Here is a 16,883-nt window from a genome sequence, read left to right as displayed (position 1 = left end):
TGTGCACCAGAACGTCCCGTTCTCCACGCTGATCCGCACGGCCTCGCATGAGCAGCACACCGAGGCCGAGAACTCCAGCTTCATGACCAACCTCCTCGGCGGCGCGCTCGGCGTGGAGGCGTACACGCGCTACACGGAACAGCTCTGGTACGTCTACCAGGCGCTCGAGGACTCCGCCCACGCCCTCCGGGACGACCCGGTCGCCGGGCCGTTCATCCGGCCCGATCTGTTCCGCGTCTGCGAGATCGAACGCGACCTCTCCCATCTGCGCGGACCCGGCTGGCGCGAGCGGATCAGCGCCCTGCCCGCCACGCTGGCGTACGCGGCACGGGTCGGGGAGTGCGCCAGAACCTGGCCCGCCGGGTATGTCGCGCACCACTACACCCGCTACCTGGGCGATCTGTCGGGTGGTCAGATCATCCGTGCCAAGGCCGAGAAGATCTGGGGGTTCGCGCACCGGGGAGACGGCGTCCGGTTCTATGTCTTCGAACGCATCGCCAATCCGGCCGCCTTCAAGCGGGACTACCGCGCGCTGCTGGACGCGATCGCGGTGGACGACCTGGAGAAGCAGCGCGTCATCGACGAGTGCAACCGCGCCTTCGACTTCAACGGGGCCGTCTTCCGCGCACTGGGCGAGGAAGCCAGGCCGGCGGCGTGACCCCGAATCCCGGCACCCAGCTGACCCCACCGCGAACCCCGGCACCCACCGCGCCGGTACCTCTGGCGCGAGGCGGCGGCCGGGGCACCACCTGGCTCCTGACCGCAGCCATGGCCATGGCACTCATCCTGCTCGTCCTCGCCTCCGCCGGGCTCGGCGCGTATCCCCTCGCGATCGGGGAGGTGCTCGGTTCGATCCAGCACCGCATCGGGCTCGGCGGCGCGGCCCTGGACCGGGTCGGCGAATCGGTGCTGTGGAACGTGCGCTTCCCGCGCATCGTGCTCGCCCTGCTCGTGGGGGCCTCGCTGGGCTGCGCGGGAGCGCTCATGCAGGGCGTGTTCGGCAACCCACTGGCCGAGCCCGGTGTCATCGGCGTCTCCTCGGGGGCGGCGGTCGGCGCGGTGGGCTGCATCTCGCTCGGGCTGAATTTCCTCGGCAACTGGACCGTCCCCGCCGCCGCCTTCGTCTCGGGCCTGGCGACCGTGCTGCTCGTCTACGGAATGTCCAGGTCGGGCGGGCGCAGCGAGGTGGTCACCCTGATCCTGACCGGCATCGCCGTCAACGCGTTCACGGGCGCTGTGATCGGCCTGTTCATCTTCTTCGCGGACACCGCCGCCATCAACCAGATCACCTTCTGGCAGCTCGGCTCGCTCGCCCAGGCCACCTGGCCGAAGGTCCTCGCGGTCCTGCCGTGCACGCTCCTGGGCCTGATCGCCGCTCCGCTCCACGCCCGCCGCCTCGACCTCCTCGCCCTCGGCGAGCGCCCGGCCCGCCACCTGGGCGTGGACGTGGAGCGGCTGCGGATCGCGCTCATCCTGGTCATCGCCCTGCTGACGGCCGCCGCCGTCGCCGTCTCGGGCGTCATCGGGTTCGTCGGCCTGGTCGTACCGCATCTGCTGCGCATGGCCGCCGGCCCCGGGCACCGCTTTCTGGTCCTCGGCAGCGCGCTCGGCGGCGCGGCGGTGCTCCTCGCGGGCGACCTCGCCGCCCGCACCCTGGCCGCACCCGCCGAACTGCCCCTCGGCGTGCTCACCGCGTTCCTCGGCAGCCCGTTCTTCTTCTGGCTGCTGCGCCGCACCCGACGCCGACAGGGAGGCTGGGCGTGAAGCCGCCGCTCCCCCTCCTCAAGTCACTCCTCACCACCCCCCACCGAACCGCACCCCCCACCCCGTACGAACCCGGGGCCGCCGTCGCCACCGTCCACAACCTGCACATCCGCCTGGGCTCGCACGACGTACTCACCGGAGTCGACCTCACCGCCCACGAGGGCGAAGTCCTCGCCCTCGTCGGCCCGAACGGCGCAGGCAAGTCCACCCTCCTCGCCGCCCTCGCCGCCGACCTGACCCCGCACCAAGGCCAGGTCGTCATCTGCGGGCGCGACGCCCCCGCCTGGTCCGCCCCCGAACTGGCCCTGCGCCGCGCCGTCCTGCCCCAGTCGGCCTCCCTCGCCTTCCCGTTCACCGTCGAGGAGGTCGTACGCATGGGCCGGGCCCCCTGGTCCGGCACCCCAGGCGAGGACCACGACGACACCGTCGTCGCCTCCGCGCTCGCCCAGACCGAGACCACCGCCTTCGCCACCCGCCCCTTCTCCGCCCTCTCCGGCGGCGAAAAGGCCCGCGTGGCCCTCGCCCGCGTCCTCGCCCAACAGACGCCCCTGCTCCTCCTCGACGAGCCGACCGCAGCCCTCGACCTGCGCCACCAGGAACTGGTCCTACGCATCTGCCGTCGCCGTGCGGCAGCAGGGGACGCCGTCGTGGTCGTCCTCCACGACCTGGGCCTCGCCGCCGCCTACGCGGACCGCACCGCCGTACTCCACAACGGCCGCATCGCCGCCATGGGCCCACCCGCCGAGGCATTCCAGGCCGACCTGCTCACCCACGTCTACCGCCAGCCCGTCGACGTCCTGCCCCACCCCCACACGGGCACCCCGCTCGTCGTGCCGAGACGCACCACGGCGCGGTAGTCGGAGTCCCTACAGAGGTGGGGCAGCCGCGTTCTGCCGCCCCGCCTCAAGACGTCATCACGTCAGCAGGGCGTCTGCGCACCGCCGTCGTTCAGGTTGCCGTCCCAGATCCAGCCCCTGGTCCCGGTGTCGTCGTATTTCGCATGGGTCCAGGTGTTGCCCGCGGAGTTGACCACGTAGCAGTCGTAGGAGAGACGACCGGAAAAGACGGTGATGCTCGTCGAGCACTCGGCGTTAGGGCCGCTGCGCAGCGGCGCGGAGCCATCCCGGTCCAGGAGATAGCCGGTCCCGGTGTCCTTGTCGGACCAGGACGGGTGGGTGCATGCGGCGGTGCCCGTGGTGGCGGCACCGGCCGATGGGGCGGCAGCCAAGGTGGCCGAGCCGACCAGGAGAGGCAGAGCGACCGCTGCCCACATCTTGTTTCTCTTCAACACGTTCCCTTTGCTCTGTGGGGGCCATCCTCATGACGTCCCACGATCGTTTGCTCGTCGAGCATATGTACGAATCCAGCCATGGGTTAGATCATTTTCAGCCACGGAGATCGTGCACCACACGCTGGCTGGTTTTCACCCCTGCGGCGGCCGCCCTATTGGGGGCCGAGGTGGTGCTCGTCGTCCCACTGGAGCACGAACTCGATCGGGATGGTGATCCGCTTCGCCGTCTCGGCCAGCGACTCGTGCCAGAAGACGCCGAAGACCGCGGCGGTGATCCTGGGGTCGGCCGCCGTGACCGGGCGCGTCGATGACGGCGACGCCACGTGATCAGAACTCCGGACAGGCCCTAGTCCCATTGGGTGCAGAGATCCTCCGCGCAGGTGCGGACCCACACACCATGCCCGACCGGAAGGGTGACCGTCCGGTGGTACCGGGAGGTGCCGCCCGGCCCCGCAACAGCCAGATCAATGGTCTGCGAGCAGACGTTCGGCTGATTGGAGATACACAGCTGGGCCACCGCATTCCCGGTGACATCCGGGTTCTTCACATATCCGGTCACCGTGGCTCTGGCCGATGTCCAGCAGATTGTCCCGACACCATAGGCACGAATCTCCGCGTCGTAGTCGCGGCACCCGCTCGTCGGGGCCGGGGATGATGGCCTGGAGTCGAACGGGCTGAACGGGCTGAACGGCAGTAAGACGAGGCCGAGGGACAGCAGGAGCACCAACCCCAGGCCCGCGGCCAGAAGCAGGCGTCGCCGAGCACTGCGCGGGGCGCGCCGGCGCCCGGGCTGTTCGCTGGGGGAAGTCGGCGGTCCGGATGGAGGTGCCGTGTCAGGTGGCGGCTGAGCACCCGAACCGTCGCCGTCATCCGCGCCCGTTGGGGCTTCCGAGACGACGCGGTGTTCGGCAGAGCCTTCAAGAAGGCCTACGAGATCTCACCGGGCGAGTACCGCAAGAGGCACTTCCAGGCCCTGTGACCCGGCCGGTCCCGGCGTTGATACGGCACAGGGCGGCGTCACGCGTACCAGGGCTGCGAGCGGTAAGCATCGCCGGGCTCGGCGGATGCGGCTCAGGTCTCTGTCAGGAGCGGGGCGCGCTTGTCGGGGCCGTCGGGGTCCTCATCAGGCTCGACGTGAGGATTGTGGGCGTCCTCGCCTACGGGCAGCCGGGCGCCCCGGCTCTCGGCGATCCGGTGCGCATCGCGCAGGGACTCGGCCAGGCGTGTGGCGAGAAATCGGAGTTGCACGGGGGTGGCCTTGCGGTCGGCAAGCATGTCGTCGGCGTGGCCGAGCAGTTTGGCGGCCATGTCGAGCTGCACGCGCTCGACGTTGTCGGCGACACGGGACACGTACCCGGTCCCGTCACCGACGACGTAACAGGGCTTCCCCTCCGGAGTGGACCACGGGAGCAGTCGAGCCCCGCTCGGCAGCCTGATCACGTGGTCACCTCCACACCGTGGATGAGGCGCGGGCCGATGTCGACACCGTGCAGCGCCAGCCAGAGCGCCCGGCGTCGTGCCCGCTGTCGCCGCGCCTCCACACGCCGTTCCTGGGCGACGACGTACGGGCGGACGAGTGGGGCCTCCCCGGTACATGGCACGGCCCGCACGGCCCCGACGGACGGGGCAACGGCCCGTGGCCCGGCGGCGGTCATAGGCATGGTCGGCGTGGTGGGAGCGGCGGTGATTAATGGTGCGCGGTGGCGGCCCGGGGCGGGCCAGAGCATTCGCAGCAGCGGCTCGATGAGGCGGGCGATAAAGTCCAGCATGTCGTCAACTCCTTGGGTCGTTGATGGCCACGCCCCGGGCCGTCGCTAGCGGTCGCGGGGGTCCTTCATGTGGACATCGCTGTGTAGCGATCCACTCACAGAGTGAGACGGAACGGGTTAGGCTCGCCAGTAATCAGCAGGTGACAGAGGTTTTGTCACAAGGGGGTTGACGGTGGGCAACACGTACGGCCAATGGCTCAGGGAGCAACGCGAAGCGGCGGGCATGACCCAGCAGGAGCTGGCCGACGCAGCATTCATGACCCGCTCGCACATCGCACACATCGAGGCGGGCCGCCGCTTCCCGTCCAAGGAGGACGCGCGGCGCCTGGACCGGGCTCTGAACACGGGTAATGTGCTGAGCAGCTTCCTGCCGAGTGATGACGCACCGGTCGCCGACTACTTCGAAACGGCCCGGCGACTCGAACAACAGGCGACGGCCATCCGCGAGTTCGCCCTGACACTCGTGCCCGGCATTCTTCAGACAGAGAGGTACATGCGTGCGGTTTTGGAGACCGCCGTCCCTCTCTGGAGTGAGGACGAGTGTGACAGGATCGTTCGCACACGGCTTGAGCGCGCGAAGATCCTCAACGCCCCGGTGACGCCCGTAGTGTGGGTGCTGCTGGACGAAGCGGTGCTGCGTCGCCAGGTGGGCGGACCGGATGTCATGGCGGAACAGATCATGCACATCGTGCGCTTGACGGAGGACCGGCGAGTACGTGTTCACGTACTTCCGAACACCCTTGGCGCTCATCCGCTCCAGCAGAGCATGCTGACTCTGATGTGGTTCGAGGATCAGCCCCCGGTGGCCTATACCGAAGCAGTGCACATGGCGAAGCTGCACGACAGTCCGCTTCTGGTCGAACGGCTCCGGGCCTCCTACGATTGCGCACTGAGCGACGCACTGCCGCGGAAGGAATCACTCGCCTTGTTGAGGGCAACAGCGGAGGAATACGGACACCATGGCTGAGCACACCATCCTGGATGCTGGCAGGCTGAGCGGCTGGCGCAAGTCGTCCTACAGCGGGAACAACGCGGACAGCTGCATAGAAATCCTGGACGACTACCCGTCAGGCGTCCCCGTCCGTGACTCCAAGACCGTCCACGGCCCCGCGGTGGTCTTCTCCGCGGACAGTTGGTCGTTGTTCCTCGCAGCCCTCAAGGACGGGAATTTCCCCACCTGAGCAGCCCGCCAAGTTGCACACCCGATCCTCACTGCCGGGCCACGCGAGTTCGACTCCGGCCCGACGGCAGATGCCGAGCCAGCGGCCTTCGGCTGGCTCGCGCTCAACCCATAGAACAGCGCGTACGATCCTCGCCCTTGAAGCCGGCTGTGCGCCGCGAAGTTCCTGCCCACAAGATCAGGGTCAGGAACGCCCCGTCGACCGATCGCTGGCGGTGCACTCTCCCCCACCGCCCGGTAAGCACCACCAACGGGAATGTCGGCCGAGCCGCCCGATGACGCGACGCCCAAGGCCTGTACCTGCCCCTGGGCACCAGGGGTTTCCGCCGCCTCCTGGAAGAGCCGACGGGCTACATTCCACTGCTCCTCCGACAATCGATGCGGATTTCCCGCAAACGGTTGTGCGACGATGCTGGCCCCTACCACTGCCGGATCGTCCAGGAAGCTCTCGCGAGGAATCGGCGCGTCCAGCCAGTGGTCCACCTCCAATGGGACGTACCAGCGAACGCCTGGGGCTTCACGCCAATACGAGGCGTCATTGGACGCATCCCTGGAGGGTGATCCTGTCAGGTGACCGCGTGCAACAAGGCCGCCGTCAGCCCCCGATAGCCACAGAACGAACCGGTCCCCCACCCCCAGCTCGCCCCGGAACCGATGAACACTCCATGACGTCAGCTTCTGGCCGTCAAACCGGAACCTGTCGAGGTCGAACTTCCTGCGATTGCACGAGAGTAACCAGGCATTCATCGCTGTGTCCTCACTGCAAGATCATTGTCCGTGGGCCGGACGTGGACATGCTCACCATCAACAGCCGGACGGCCCGCGCGCGGCGCCGCCGTATCCGCTGACACCAAAAACCCCAGCTCAGACACTGTCTGGGCTGGGGTTCCAGTGGAGCCGCCTAAGGGAATCGAACCCTTGACCTACGCATTACGAGTGCGTCGCTCTGGCCGACTGAGCTAAGGCGGCATGCCGCCTGGCCAGACTGGCATCAGCAGCGTCGCCAAGTCTACACAGTTTCGAGGGGTGCTCCGTACGGGGTTGATCTCGAACCGGGCGTGAGGCGTTCCCGCTGGTCAGGTGCAGCGTTTGGCGGGGGACGGCGGGGTGCCGGTCAGGAGGTAGGTGTCGATGGCGGTGTCGATGCAGGTGCTGCCGCGGCCGTAGGCGGTGTGGCCGTCGCCGTCGTAGGTGAGGAGGGTGGCGGAGAAGAGCTGGGAGGCCAGGGAGCGGGCCCAGGTGTAGGGGGTGGCGGGGTCGCGGGTGGTGCCGACGACGACGATGGGGGCGGCGCCCTTGGCGTGCAGGGGGTGGGGGGTGCCGGTGGGGCGCACGGGCCAGTAGGCGCAGTTCAGGGCGGACCAGGCGAGGGTCTTGCCGAAGACGGGGGATGCCTTCTGGAAGGTGGGCAGGGACTTGCGGACATCGGCGGGGGTGTGGAAGGCGGGCGGGAGGTCGAGGCAGTTGACGGCGGGGTTGGCGTACATGAGGTTGGCGTACGAGCCGTCGCCGTCGCGCTCGTAGTAGAGGTCGGCGAGGGTGAGCAGGCCGCTGCCGTCGCCGCGCATCGCCGAGCGGAGGGCGGTGCGCAGCTGGGGCCAGGCGCCCTCGTCGTAGAGGGCGGCGAGCACGCCGGTGGTGGCCAGGGACTCGCCGAGGCGGCGGGGCTCGCCGGTGGGCACGGGGTGGGCGTCCAGGCGGGTGAAGAAGGCCGTGAGCCGCTCGCGGGCCTGGGTGACGTCCCCGGTGCCCAGGGGGCAGCCCGTGCGACGCACGCAGTCCTTGGCGAAGGCGGTGAAGGCGGTCTCGAAGCCGGCGGTCTGGTCGCGGTTGATCTGTTCGGAGGACAACGCCGGGTCGAGCGCGCCGTCGAGGACGAGGCGGCCGACGCGGCGTGGGAAGAGGTCGGCGTAGGTCGCGCCGAGGAAGGTGCCGTACGAGGCGCCGACGTAGGTGAGCTTCCGGTCGCCCAGGACCGCCCGCAGCAGGTCCATGTCGCGCGCCGCCTCCACGGTCGAGACATGGCCGAGGATTTCGCCCGAGCGGGTCGCGCAGCCGCGCGCGAACTTCTGGTACGAGGCGACGAGGCGACGGGTCTCGGCGGGGGCGTCGGGGGTCTGGTCGGTCTGGGTGAAGACGTCCATCTGCTTGTCACCCAGACAGGTGATGGGCTCGCTGGCGGCCACGCCGCGCGGGTCCATGGCCACCATGTCGTAGCGGGCGCGGACCCGGGCCGGGTAGCCGATGCCCGCGTAGCTCTGCAGATAGTCGATCGCGGAGCCGCCCGGGCCGCCGGGATTGACCATGAGGGAGCCGAGCCGCTTGCCCGGGCCACTGGCCTTCTTGCGGGACACCGCGAGCTTCAGGTCATGGCCGTCGGCGGGCCGGGTGTAGTCCAGCGGGGCCTTCAGCGTGGCGCACTCGAAGCCCGCGCCCCCGGCGCATTCCTGCCAGCTCAGCTTCTGCTCGTAGTACGCCGCGAGGGCGGCCCGGGCCGCCGCCTTCGTCGGCGGTGGGGTGCGCGGCGAGGCGGCGCCGGAGGTGCAGCCGGAGAGCAGCAGGGCGACGGCCGCGAAGGCGGCGCCGGTGGCGTTGAGCGTGCTGCGGCGGATGTCCATCGGCAGTCCTCGATCGGTTCGGATATCCGGAGCGTAGCCGCATCGACGCGTTCCGTGCTCATTGGTGGACACGCCTGTGGATCACGCCTGTGGACAAGGGCGGACTCGTAGTACGGGTGATCGCGGATGCCGCGGGCTCAGCCCGCGCGCAGCGCCATGGCCATGGCCTCGACCGCAAGCAGCGGCGCCACATTGCGGTCCAGCGCCTCACGGCAGGCCCTGATCGCCTCTATCCGGCGCAGCGTCCGCTCCGGCTTGGAGCCGGCCGCGATCCGCTCGATCGCGTCCTGGACGTCGGTGTTGGCGAGGGCCGTACGCGAGCCGAACTGGAGCGCGAGCACATCCCGGTAGAAGCCCGCGAGATCGGTCAGGGCGAGGTCGAGGCTGTCGCGCTGGGTGCGGGTCGCGCGGCGCTTCTGGCGGTCCTGGAGCTCCTTCATGGCTCCGGCGGTGCCGCGCGGCAGCCGTCCGCCCGTCCCGGCGGCGGCTCCCAGGGCGGCGCGCAGCTCCTCGGTCTCCTTGGTGTCGGTCTCCTCCGCGACCTGCTTGGCGTCCTCCGTCGCCGCGTCGATCAGCTCCTGGGCGGCCTTCAGGCAGCCGCCCACGTCGTCGACCCGGAGGGGCATCTTCAGCACCGCCGCGCGGCGGGCCCGCGCCCGCTCGTCAGTGGCCAGCCGGTGGGCCCGGTCGATATGGCCCTGGGTGGCCCGGGCCACGGAGGCGGCGAGCCCGGGCTCGATGCCGTCCCGGCGGACGAGGAGGTCCGCGACGGCGTCCACCGGCGGCGTGCGGAGGGTCAGCAGCCGGCAGCGGGAGCGGATCGTGGGCAGCACATCCTCCAGGGAGGGCGTGCACAGCAGCCACACCGTACGAGGCGCGGGCTCCTCGACGGCCTTCAGCAGGACGTTTCCCGCGCCCTCGGTCAGGCGGTCGGCGTCCTCCATGACGATCACCTGCCAGCGGCCGCCGGCCGGCGAGAGCTGGGCGCGGCGGACGAGGTCGCGGGTCTCCTTCACGCCGATGCTCAGTTGGTCCGTACGCACCACATCGACGTCGGCGTGCGTCCCGATCAGCGTGGTGTGGCAGCCCTCACAGAAGCCGCAGCCGGGGGCGCCGCCGAGCGCCCGGTCGGGGCTGACGCACTGCAGCGCGGCGGCGAAGGCGCGGGCAGCGGCGGCACGGCCGGAGCCGGGGGGGCCGGTGAACAGCCAGGCGTGGGTCATCTTCGACGAGGCGGGGGGCTCGCTCCCGGCGCCGGCCGACTCACCCGCGGGCGCGGCGGCCGACGCGGCGTCGGACGCGGCGGCCGCGACCAGCGCGTCCGCGTCGCGCGCGGCAGCGGTCAGCTGGCTCGCCACCCGGTCCTGTCCGACCAGGTCGTCCCACACCGCCATGACCGCCTCCGCCGCTCGTCCTCAGGGCATCCCATTGTGGGTCATCCCGCTGACAAGCACCGACAGCGCGGGCAGCGCGGGCAGCCTCACCAGGTCAGCGGCGGCGCCCGTCCTCGTCGTCATGCGGGCCCAGCAGCTCGTCGGCCAGCGTCGGCAGGTCGTCCAGCGGGGTCTCCTCCGCCCACTCCGGGCGGGGCCGCTGCCGGGGGCGGCGCGGCGGCTCGGGCTGCCGGGGCGGCTGCCCCTCGCCGAACTGCGGGAGCTCGCGGGTGCGCTCGTTGCCCTGCCCGCCGCCCTGCCCGCTGTCCTGCGCAGCGCCTTCCTCCGGCCGGAACAGCCACGGCGGCACCCGGTCCGCCGGGTCGCCCGACCGGGAGTCGCCGGACCGGGACTCGGCGGGCCGGTCGTCCCGTACGGGCGGCAGGACGGCTGTCTCGTCGGCCGCGCCCGCCTGCGGGGAGGGCGGCTGGGGCAGTACGGCCGTCTCCTCGGCGTCCGAGCCGCCCTGGGGCCGTACGGGCGGCAGCACGGCGGTCGCGTCGGCGTCGGCGGCCCCTCCGCCTGGGCGGGCGGTCCCGAGGTCGACGCGCGGTGTCTGGACGGTCTTCGTCGTGTCCGCGTCGTCGGCCGGGGCGGGGGCCGGCGGCGGGACCGCGGCCGGGGTCTCGACGGTCGGCGCGTCAGCACCCGCGGTCGGGGAAGCACCCGCGGAGGGGGGAGCAGCCGGGACCGGCGGGGCGGGCGGCGTGCTCGCGGAGCCGGACGTGCCCGACTCCGCCGCCAGCCGCGCCTCCTCGGCCCGCAGCAGCGCCTCCTCCGCCTTGCGCTGCTTCTCCAGGCGGCGCTCCTCCGCCTCGGCCCGCAGCCGGGCCTCCTCCTCGGCCTCGCGGCGGCGCCGCTCCTCCTCGGCGGCGCGGGCCCGGTCCTCGGCCTCGATGCGCTTGCGCTCCTCCTCGGCGCGCCGCTGGGCGTCCTCGGCCCGCTTGCGGGCCTCCTCCGCCTGCCGCTCGGCCTCGCGCTGGCGGGCCTCCTCCAGCTCGATGCGCTTGCGCTCCTCTTCCTCGGCGCGCGCCTTGGCGAGGGCCTCCTGCCGCTCGCGCTCCAGCCGCTCCTCCTCCGCCTTGCGGCGTGCCTCCTCCTCGGCCTTGCGGCGAGCCTCTTCCTCGGCCTTGCGCCGGGCCTCCTCCTGGGCCTTCACCTCCGCCTCGGACAGCGGCAGCATCAGGTCCAGGCGGTGGCGTACGACGGCGGTGACGGCCTCGGGCAGCTGGCCGGCGTCGACGACGAGGTAGCGGGCCGGGTCGGCCGCCGCGAGGGTCAGGAATCCGTTCCGTACCCGCTGGTGGAACTCGGCGGGCTCGGACTCGAGCCGGTCCGGGGCCTCGGTGAAGCGCTCCCGCGCGGTCTCCGGCGCGACGTCGAGCAGCACGGTCAGATGCGGTACGAGGCCGTTGGTCGCCCAGCGCGAGATACGGGCGATCTCGGTCGGGGCGAGGTCGCGGCCCGCGCCCTGGTAGGCGACGGACGAGTCGATGTAGCGGTCCGAGATGACGACCGCGCCGCGCTCCAGCGCCGGGCGGACCACGGAGTCGACGTGCTCGGCGCGGTCGGCCGCGTACAGCAGCGCCTCCGCCCGGTGCGAGATCCCGGCCGAGGAGACGTCGAGCAGGATCGAGCGGAGCCGCTTGCCGATGGCGGTCGCGCCCGGCTCCCGGGTCACCACGACCTCGTGGCCCTTGGCCCTGATCCACTCCGCGACCGCCTCGACCTGGGTGGTCTTGCCCGCTCCGTCGCCGCCCTCGACGACGATGAAGAAGCCGGTCCCGGCCGGTGCCTCCACGGGGTCGGCGCCGCGCAGCGCCTCGCGCAGGTCGTGCCGGAGTGGCACGCCCTGGCGGTCGTCGGTCTTGCCGAGGACGAGGGCGGCGACGGGCAGCAGCAGCGCGCCGACGAGCATGAGGGTGAAGGCCGCGCCGCCGTGGGCGAAGACGAAGTCGCCGCTGCCCAGCCGGTGCGGTCCGATCACGGCGGCCAGCAGCGGAGCGGCGACCGCGCCGAGCCCGACGAAGACGCGGACGACGGCGTGCAGGTGCTCGGTCGTACGGGCCCGGCGGGACTCCTCGGTCTCCTGGTCGAGCAGCACGTGACCGGTGTTGGCGGCGATCCCCGCCGAAACCCCGGCGACCACGGCGATCAGCACCACGGTCGTGGCGTCGTGGACCAGGCCCGCGACCAGCAGCGCCAGCCCGGTCAGCGCGATCGCCAGCGCGAGCAGGCGGCGCCGCGACAGGCCGGGCAGGACCTTGGGGGCCCAGCGGATGCCGACGGCCGGGCCGCCGCCGAGGGCCAGGACGAGCAGCGAGAAGCCGACCGGCCCGCCTCCGAGGTCGACCGCCTGTAGCGCGGCCACGCCCACGGCGGCGGCGACCGCGGCCGCGACGGCGGCGCAGGCGAGGACCAGCAGCGGGACGGCGCCGGTGCGGCCCTTGTCGGGGCCGGAGCCGGACGCGGCGCGCGGGCGGCGCAGCCCCTCCAGCGGGGAGCGCGCGCGGGGGGTCTGCGCGCCGGGCAGCTCGACGAAGTACAGGATCGACACGGAGGCGGAGAAGAGTCCGGCGGCGACGTACGAGCCCAGGGCCGCCTGGTGGCCGTCGAACCACACGACGCCGGTGGCGAGCAGCCTGGCGAAGAGCGTGGCGACGAGCAGCGCGGCGGCGGCGATGGGCAGTGCGACGAAGTTCGTACGGAGCCACAGCCGGCGCAGCGCGTCGAGGTGGTCCGGCAGCGGGCGGACGGCCGCGCCCTCGGCCGGCGGGGCCGGGAGCAGCCCGGGCGCCGCGCCGTCCTTGGCCACGGTCCACAGCCGCTCGGCGACGCCGATGACGAAGGTGGTGATGAGCAGCCAGGCGACGGCGTCGTCGGGGGTCCAGTCGATCCACAGCGGGGCGACGACGAGCAGAGCCAGCCGCACCACGTCCGCGCCGATCATGGTCCAGCGGCGGTCCAGCGGCCCCGACGGGCCGACCAGCGCGGACAGCGGGCCGAGCAGCACCGCCCCGAACAGCACCGTCGCCAGGAGCCGCACGCCCAGGACCGCCGCGACGGCGAGGGCCGCGCCGCGGTAGCCGTCGCCGAAGGCGCCCGTGGCGACGGACGCCTGGAGCGACAGCAGGACGAGCACCAGGACGGCCAGCGCGTCCGCCGTGCCGCCGACGAGCTGGGCGCTCCACAGGCGGCGCAGCGGCGGATGGCGCAGCAGGGCTCGTACGGCACGCTCGCGGGAATCCGCCGCAAGGGCGCCGGATGTGGGGGTCACGTCCGTAGGCTGCTCTCGCGTCATCCCGCCAGCCTATCCGGATCACGTGAATACACGGCTACCCGCCCGAACAAACGGGCGGGCGTCCGTGTGATCCGCCGGGTTCAGCCGACTTTGGCCACCGGGTTCGGTGGGCCTCGGCCACCTGGTTCAGCCGTCTGGTTCAGCCGACCGATTCAGCCGTCTGGTTCAGTCGGCGTCGGCCGCCGGCTTCGTGGCCGCCTTGGCCGCCGTCGCCGTCTTCTTCGCCGCGGTCTTCTTCACCGCGGTCGTCTTCTTGGCGGCGGTCTTCTTGGCGGCGGTCGTCTTCTTGGCCGCCGTCTTCTTGGCCGTCGTCGTCTTCTTCGCCGCCGTCTTCTTGGCGGTCTTCTTGGCCGGGCTCTTGGCGCGCTTCTCGGCGAGCAGCTCGAAGCCGCGCTCCGGGGTGATCGTCTCGACGTCGTCGTCGCGGCGCAGGGTCGCGTTGGTCTCGCCGTCGGTGACGTACGGGCCGAAGCGGCCGTCCTTGACCACCACCGGCCGCTCACTGACCGGGTCGGTGCCCAGCTCCTTCAGCGGCGGCTTGGCCGCGGCCCGCCCGCGCTGCTTGGGCTGCGCGTAGATCGCGAGCGCCTCGTCGAGAGTGATCGTGAAGAGCCGCTCCTCGCTGTCGAGCGAGCGCGAGTCGGTGCCCTTCTTCAGATACGGGCCATAGCGGCCGTTCTGCGCGGTGATCTCGACGCCCTCGGGGTCCGTGCCGACGACGCGCGGCAGCGACATGAGCCGCAGCGCGTCCTCCAGGGTCACCGTGTCCAGGGACATCGACTTGAAGAGCGAGGCGGTGCGCGGCTTGACCGCGTTCTTGCCGGTCTTCGGGGTGTCCTCGGGGAGCACCTCGGTGACGTACGGGCCGTAGCGGCCGTCCCTGGCGACGATCTTGCGGCCGCTCTGCGGGTCGGTGCCGAGCTCGAAGTCGCCGCTCGGCTTGGCGAGCAGTTCCTCCGCGTACTGGACGGTCAGCTCGTCCGGCGGCAGGTCGTCGGGGACGTCGGCGCGCTGCCCGGTTTCGCCCTCGGTCTCGGTCGCCCGCTCGACGTACGGGCCGTAGCGGCCGACCCGCAGCACGATGCCGCCGCCCACGGGGAAGGAGGAGATCTCGCGGGCGTCGATCGCGCCGAGGTCGGTGACCAGGTCCTTCAGGCCGCCGAGGTGGTCGCCGTCGCCGTTTCCGGCCTCAGCGGCGCCGCCCACGGGCCCCGGCGCCGCGCCGCCCCGGGCCTCGGGCGCGGTGGCGCTCTCGCCGAAGTAGAACCGCTTGAGCCACGGCACGGCCTGGGCCTCGCCGCGCGCGATGCGGTCGAGGTCGTCCTCCATCCTGGCGGTGAAGTCGTAGTCGACCAGTCGGCCGAAGTGCTTCTCCAGCAGGTTGACCACGGCAAAGCTCAGGAAGGACGGGACGAGCGCGGTGCCCTTCTTGAAGACATAGCCGCGGTCCAGGATGGTCCCGATGATCGAGGCGTAGGTCGAGGGGCGGCCGATCTCACGCTCTTCGAGCTCCTTGACCAGCGAGGCCTCGGTGTAGCGGGCCGGGGGCTTGGTGGCGTGGCCGTCGGCGGTGATCTCCTCGGCGGCCAGCCGGTCGCCCTCGGCGACCTGCGGCAGACGCCGCTCGCGGTCGTCGAGCTCCGCGTTCGGGTCGTCCGCACCCTCTACGTAGGCCTTCATGAAGCCGTGGAAGGTGATCGTCTTGCCGGAGGCGGAAAACTCGGCGTCACGGCCGTCGCTCGCCCGGCCGCCGATCTTGACGGTCACGGAGTTGCCGACCGCGTCCTTCATCTGGGAGGCGACGGTCCGCTTCCAGATCAGCTCGTACAGCCGGAACTGGTCGCCGGTGAGACGGGTCTCCGCCGGGGTGCGGAAGCGGTCTCCCGAGGGGCGGATGGCCTCGTGCGCCTCCTGGGCGTTCTTGACCTTGCCCGCGTAGGTGCGCGGCTTGTCCGGCAGGTAGTCGGCGCCGTACAGCTGGGTGACCTGCGCCCGGGCCGCCGACACCGCCGTCTCGGACAGGGTGGTGGAGTCGGTACGCATATAGGTGATGAAGCCGTTCTCGTACAGCTTCTGCGCCACCTGCATAGTCGCCTTGGCGCCGAAGCCCAGCTTGCGGCTGGCCTCCTGCTGAAGGGTGGTGGTACGGAACGGGGCGTACGGCGAGCGGCGGTACGGCTTGGACTCGACGGAACGCACCGTGAAGGCGGTGTCCGCGAGGGCCGTGACCAGCCCGCGGGCCCCCGCCTCGTCCAGGTGCAGGACCTGGGCGCCGCCCTTGAGCTGCCCGGTCGAGGTGAAGTCGCGGCCCTGGGCGACACGGCGGCCGTCGACGCCGGTCAGCCGGGCGCCGAAGGTGCCGGGGTCGCTGGTGTCCCCGGCCCGGCCGGTCGCGAAGACGCCGGTCAGGTCCCAGTACTCGGCGGAGCGGAAGGCGATGCGCTCGCGCTCGCGCTCGACGACCAGGCGGGTGGCCACCGACTGGACGCGGCCCGCGGACAGGCCGCGCATGACCTTCTTCCACAGGACCGGCGAGACCTCGTAGCCGTAGAGGCGGTCGAGGATGCGGCGGGTCTCCTGGGCGTCGACCAGCCGCTGGTTCAGCTCACGCGGATTGGCGACGGCCTCGCGGATCGCGTCCTTGGTGATCTCGTGGAAGACCATCCGGCGGACCGGGACCTTGGGCTTGAGCACCTGCTGGAGGTGCCAGGCGATGGCCTCGCCCTCGCGGTCCTCATCGGTGGCCAGGAAGAGCTCGTCCGAATCGGCGAGCAGCTCCTTGAGCTTCCTGACCTGGCTCTTCTTGTCAGCGTTGACGACGTAGACGGGCTGGAAGTCGTGTTCGACGTCCACACCGAGGCGGCGGACCTCCCCGGTGTACTGGTCGGGCACCTCGGCCGCACCGTTCGGCAGGTCCCTGATGTGCCCGACGCTGGCTTCGACGACGTAGCCCGGGCCGAGATAGCCCTTGATCGTCTTCGCCTTGGCAGGCGACTCGACGATGACGAGTCGGCGGCCGCCCTGTGCGGTCTCGCTGGTCGGGGACAACTTCGCTCTTCTCTCCGGTCGACGCTCGGTGAACGGGCACTACTCACGGGTTATGCGTACACGTACACCACTACGGTGACGCTGCGGAGTGTGACGGTACCTCCCGGCCCCGTGTCAAACGGAAAAAGCCCGCAACGCCACTCGAACGGTAACCCGACAAGCGTCCTGTCTGCCGCCCGGACCGGCACTCGGCGTCGTGTGAGAGCCCTGTCAGGCGTAAACCAGGCACCAGATTCCGCCGCTCAGAGCGGCGGCACCGAAGAGAACGGAGAGGACCGCCGAAGCGACAGGGCTCACACCGTGGGCGACCGGCGCACGCAGCCGCGTCCGCGCCGCCGTCCACAGCAGCAGCGCGGCGCCGAACACGACGAATGCCGTACCGGCGAAGATCGCGGGTCCCCTCTCCATGGGGAGAGCGTGGCACCCGCGTGAGGCGTACGCGCGAACCGCGGGTGAACAGCGCACAACCCGCTCTTCCG

The 16,883-nt window shown here is 71.5% G+C and carries 15 protein-coding genes, 1 tRNA gene and 1 pseudogene; 6 read left to right on the top strand and 11 right to left on the bottom strand.

The window, feature by feature from the left end; genetic code table 11:
* The first annotated feature begins 1 nt into the window (after position 1).
* The 3 genes from ACWY4P_RS27980 (at position 2) to ACWY4P_RS27970 (ending at position 2,621) form a co-directional block, all read left to right on the top strand.
* Complete coding sequence (locus tag ACWY4P_RS27980) at positions 2 to 658, top strand: biliverdin-producing heme oxygenase (RefSeq protein WP_456203095.1); 657 nt, start codon at positions 2 to 4, stop codon at positions 656 to 658.
* A gap of 110 nt (positions 659 to 768) precedes the next feature.
* Positions 769 to 1,764, top strand: a complete 996-nt coding sequence (locus ACWY4P_RS27975; RefSeq protein WP_456213076.1) for a FecCD family ABC transporter permease — start codon at positions 769 to 771, stop codon at positions 1,762 to 1,764.
* Positions 1,761 to 2,621 (top strand): heme ABC transporter ATP-binding protein, encoded by an 861-nt coding sequence (locus ACWY4P_RS27970; RefSeq protein WP_456203094.1) that lies wholly within the window; start codon positions 1,761 to 1,763, stop codon positions 2,619 to 2,621. The genes ACWY4P_RS27975 and ACWY4P_RS27970 overlap by 4 nt, the downstream gene beginning before the upstream one ends.
* Positions 2,622 to 2,683: 62 nt before the next feature.
* Here the strand turns inward: ACWY4P_RS27970 and ACWY4P_RS27965 are convergent, their stop codons facing one another.
* From ACWY4P_RS27965 to ACWY4P_RS27955, 3 genes and pseudogenes are all read right to left on the bottom strand, one after another.
* Positions 2,684 to 3,055, bottom strand: coding sequence for an SH3 domain-containing protein (locus ACWY4P_RS27965; protein ID WP_456203093.1), 372 nt, complete (start codon positions 3,053 to 3,055; stop codon positions 2,684 to 2,686).
* A gap of 170 nt (positions 3,056 to 3,225) precedes the next feature.
* A pseudogene (locus tag ACWY4P_RS27960) lies at positions 3,226 to 3,354 on the bottom strand (alpha/beta hydrolase); the annotation flags it as partial.
* A 47-nt stretch (positions 3,355 to 3,401) separates the two neighbouring features.
* Positions 3,402 to 3,779 (bottom strand): hypothetical protein, encoded by a 378-nt coding sequence (locus tag ACWY4P_RS27955; protein ID WP_456203092.1) that lies wholly within the window; start codon positions 3,777 to 3,779, stop codon positions 3,402 to 3,404.
* A gap of 66 nt (positions 3,780 to 3,845) precedes the next feature.
* On the opposite strand from ACWY4P_RS27955, the gene ACWY4P_RS27950 reads away from it, so the two are divergent.
* A complete protein-coding gene (locus ACWY4P_RS27950; RefSeq protein WP_456213075.1) occupies positions 3,846 to 4,034 on the top strand; it encodes a helix-turn-helix domain-containing protein in 189 nt (62 codons plus the stop codon).
* 92 nt (positions 4,035 to 4,126) lie between these two features.
* Here ACWY4P_RS27950 and ACWY4P_RS27945 read toward each other — a convergent pair whose 3' ends face one another.
* Entirely contained in the window at positions 4,127 to 4,495 is a 369-nt protein-coding gene (locus tag ACWY4P_RS27945) for a hypothetical protein (protein ID WP_456203091.1), read from the bottom strand.
* Positions 4,492 to 4,656, bottom strand: a complete 165-nt coding sequence (locus ACWY4P_RS27940; RefSeq protein ID WP_456203090.1) for a hypothetical protein — start codon at positions 4,654 to 4,656, stop codon at positions 4,492 to 4,494. Before ACWY4P_RS27940 ends, ACWY4P_RS27945 begins: the two co-directional genes overlap by 4 nt.
* Positions 4,657 to 4,996: 340 nt before the next feature.
* On the opposite strand from ACWY4P_RS27940, the gene ACWY4P_RS27935 reads away from it, so the two are divergent.
* Both ACWY4P_RS27935 and ACWY4P_RS27930 read left to right on the top strand, forming a co-directional pair.
* Entirely contained in the window at positions 4,997 to 5,791 is a 795-nt protein-coding gene (locus ACWY4P_RS27935) for a helix-turn-helix domain-containing protein (RefSeq protein ID WP_456203089.1), read from the top strand.
* Complete coding sequence (locus ACWY4P_RS27930; RefSeq protein WP_456203088.1) at positions 5,784 to 6,005, top strand: DUF397 domain-containing protein; 222 nt, start codon at positions 5,784 to 5,786, stop codon at positions 6,003 to 6,005. Before ACWY4P_RS27935 ends, ACWY4P_RS27930 begins: the two co-directional genes overlap by 8 nt.
* Before the next feature lie 891 nt (positions 6,006 to 6,896).
* Here ACWY4P_RS27930 and ACWY4P_RS27925 read toward each other — a convergent pair.
* From ACWY4P_RS27925 to ACWY4P_RS27900, 6 genes are all read right to left on the bottom strand, one after another.
* Positions 6,897 to 6,973: transfer RNA gene (locus ACWY4P_RS27925), tRNA-Thr, on the bottom strand.
* 107 nt (positions 6,974 to 7,080) lie between these two features.
* Positions 7,081 to 8,622 (bottom strand): alpha/beta hydrolase, encoded by a 1,542-nt coding sequence (locus tag ACWY4P_RS27920; protein ID WP_456203087.1) that lies wholly within the window; start codon positions 8,620 to 8,622, stop codon positions 7,081 to 7,083.
* Between the two features lie 137 nt (positions 8,623 to 8,759).
* The gene (locus ACWY4P_RS27915; RefSeq protein ID WP_456203086.1) at positions 8,760 to 10,016 is read right to left on the bottom strand and encodes a DNA polymerase III subunit delta'; all 1,257 of its coding nucleotides are present in this window, start codon (positions 10,014 to 10,016) and stop codon (positions 8,760 to 8,762) included.
* A 94-nt stretch (positions 10,017 to 10,110) separates the two neighbouring features.
* Complete coding sequence (gene tmk / locus ACWY4P_RS27910; RefSeq protein ID WP_456203085.1) at positions 10,111 to 13,356, bottom strand: dTMP kinase; 3,246 nt, start codon at positions 13,354 to 13,356, stop codon at positions 10,111 to 10,113.
* A gap of 165 nt (positions 13,357 to 13,521) precedes the next feature.
* Positions 13,522 to 16,404 carry a type I DNA topoisomerase gene (gene topA, locus ACWY4P_RS27905; RefSeq protein WP_456203084.1) on the bottom strand — a complete coding sequence of 961 codons (2,883 nt, stop codon included), beginning with the start codon at positions 16,402 to 16,404 and terminating at the stop codon, positions 13,522 to 13,524.
* Between the two features lie 210 nt (positions 16,405 to 16,614).
* A complete protein-coding gene (locus ACWY4P_RS27900) occupies positions 16,615 to 16,812 on the bottom strand; it encodes a hypothetical protein (protein WP_456203083.1) in 198 nt (65 codons plus the stop codon).
* Between the last annotated feature and the right edge of the window lie 71 nt (positions 16,813 to 16,883).

Source organism: Streptomyces sp. LZ34 (assembly GCF_053890475.1).
This window is presented reverse-complemented; position numbering and strand designations above follow the sequence as displayed.

Excerpts from the sequence above, each read along its gene's own strand:
- ACWY4P_RS27975 (WP_456213076.1), top strand. The coding sequence starts at position 769 with ATGGCCATGGCACTCATCCTGCTCGTCCTCGCCTCCGCCGGGCTCGGC.
- ACWY4P_RS27930 (WP_456203088.1), top strand. The coding sequence starts at position 5,784 with ATGGCTGAGCACACCATCCTGGATGCTGGCAGGCTGAGCGGCTGGCGC.
- ACWY4P_RS27920 (WP_456203087.1), bottom strand. The coding sequence starts at position 8,622 with ATGGACATCCGCCGCAGCACGCTCAACGCCACCGGCGCCGCCTTCGCG.
- ACWY4P_RS27915 (WP_456203086.1), bottom strand. The coding sequence starts at position 10,016 with ATGGCGGTGTGGGACGACCTGGTCGGACAGGACCGGGTGGCGAGCCAG.
- tmk (WP_456203085.1), bottom strand. The coding sequence starts at position 13,356 with ATGACGCGAGAGCAGCCTACGGACGTGACCCCCACATCCGGCGCCCTT.
- ACWY4P_RS27900 (WP_456203083.1), bottom strand. The coding sequence starts at position 16,812 with ATGGAGAGGGGACCCGCGATCTTCGCCGGTACGGCATTCGTCGTGTTC.